This is a genomic window from Polaromonas sp. P1_G4 (genome assembly GCF_056405475.1).
The window spans coordinates 1-1,811 of record NZ_JBFUCA010000681.1; the positions used below are offsets into that span (position 1 = coordinate 1).

Genomic DNA, 1,811 nt, shown 5'->3' on the forward strand with positions numbered 1-1,811 from the left:
GGCCAACACGGTCTTTTTTCGCCTCAAAACGCTTCACTGGCTGCTGGCACTCGCCGGCTTGCTGGCACCAGCGCTTCCGGTGCTTTCGGCATCCGCAGCTGCGCAAGCGCCGCCGCTGATGCTCGCCAAGGTGTACCAACCCGGCGTCCCCCTTCAGGRTTATTGGGTCAGTGAAAAATTCGACGGCGTGCGCGGCTACTGGGACGGAGAACAGCTGCTCACGCGCGGGGGGGAACGCATCGCCGCGCCGGCCTGGTTTACCGCAGGCTGGCCCAAAACACCCCTGGACGGCGAGCTGTGGGCGGGCCGTGGCCAGTTTGCCAGGGCGGTGTCTACCGTGCGCCAGCAAACCCCGGACGACGCTGCCTGGCGGGCCATGCGCTTCATGGTGTTTGATTTGCCCGCGCAAGGCGGCCCGTTCAGCGAGCGGATCCCGGCCCTCAATGGCGTGGTGAGCCGCATCGACCAGCCCTGGGTGCAGGCCGTGGCGCAATCGAAGGTCGCAAGCCACACCGCCTTGCAGGCGTTACTGGCCACCACCGTGAAGCGCGGCGGCGAAGGCCTGATGCTGCACCGCGGCGCGTCTTTCTACAAAGGCGCACGCAACGACGACCTGCTCAAGGTCAAGACCCACGAAGACACCGAAGCCCGCGTGGTGGCGCATGTTCCCGGCAGGGGGAAGTACGCCGGCATGCTGGGCGCGCTGCTGGTGGAAATGCCCGGTGCCGACGGCAAACCAGCGCGGCGCTTCAAGCTGGGCACCGGGCTCAACGATGAGCAGCGCCAGAATCCGMCGCCCGTCGGCAGCACCGTCACCTACCGCTTTCGCGGACTCAATGACGGTGGCCTGCCCCGGTTTGCCAGCTTCATGCGGGTACGGGAAGACCAGCTGCTTTAAAGGTGGGCCCGCCAATCGGCGCACCGCCGGAGACCAACGTGAGTTGGCCTTGCGCCCACCGCACCTGACGGGGGAAATGGCCTGTGGCGCCCACTAGTCATGCACCCCCAGCTACAAAAAATATAGCAACCGCTCCGGGGAGGCGGCTTTATTTTTTCTGGCTCGCCAGCAGGCCGAGGCCCGTGTAGCCCAGGCTGGCGATGACGAAGAACCAGCCCACCCACTTGAGGAAGGATGATCCGCCGGCTTCCTGCGCGAATCCCACCTGGCTCGGGTTACCCGGCATGTAGTAGATGTTCACCGGCCGCCCTGCCTCGAAGTCCTTCAGCACGGCCTCGGGGAACGAGCGCTTGATCGTCATGGCTTGCCCAGTGTCGGTGCGGAATTTGAGTTCCGCCGTGTAGATGGTCTGGCCACTGCGGGAAAAACTTTTGTATTCCTTGATCGGCTCGACCACCGCCGTCTTGCCGCTGGCCATGAGCAGCCGCAACTCGCTGTCCCCGCTGGCCTGCGCGCGCAGGAATACTGCACCGACGATGACACCGAGGACTCCGAAGAGAATCGTCTTGAACATGCTCCCCTCCCAATAATATGGGAAGGACTATAGCAAACGAAAGTACCTGTTTATTCCTGCCTAGCGTTTGACGCAGTCCGCGTAGTAGCGCGTCTTGCCCTTGGCATCCACCTGTTCCACAAGGCCGTGGATGTCTGTTTCAAAGCCCGGGYACTGGGCGTTGAACTCGCGCGAGAACTTCAGATAGTCCACAATTTTCCGGTTGAACACCTCGCCCGGGATCAACAGCGGGATGCCCGGCGGGTACGGCGTGACCAGGCCCACGGTGATACGGCCTTCCAGGTGGTCGATTTCAACCCGTTCCGTCGTGCGGTGGGCAATGTGGGCGTAGGCGTCGCT

The 1,811-nt window shown here is 63.6% G+C and carries 3 protein-coding genes; 1 reads left to right on the plus strand and 2 read right to left on the minus strand.

Annotated elements, in window-relative coordinates:
• The first annotated feature begins 40 nt into the window (after positions 1-40).
• Positions 41-898: a DNA ligase gene (locus tag AC1D1X_RS22160; protein ID WP_477699204.1), complete on the plus strand. Its 858-nt coding sequence runs from the start codon at positions 41-43 to the stop codon at positions 896-898.
• 148 nt (positions 899-1,046) lie between these two features.
• Here the strand turns inward: AC1D1X_RS22160 and AC1D1X_RS22165 are convergent, their stop codons facing one another.
• Positions 1,047-1,472, minus strand: a complete 426-nt coding sequence (locus tag AC1D1X_RS22165) for a DUF3592 domain-containing protein (protein ID WP_477671661.1) — start codon at positions 1,470-1,472, stop codon at positions 1,047-1,049.
• Positions 1,473-1,532: 60 nt separating this feature from the next.
• Positions 1,533-1,811 (minus strand): Orn/Lys/Arg family decarboxylase (locus tag AC1D1X_RS22170; RefSeq protein ID WP_477699203.1); only part of this gene is annotated, 279 nt, incomplete at its 5' end.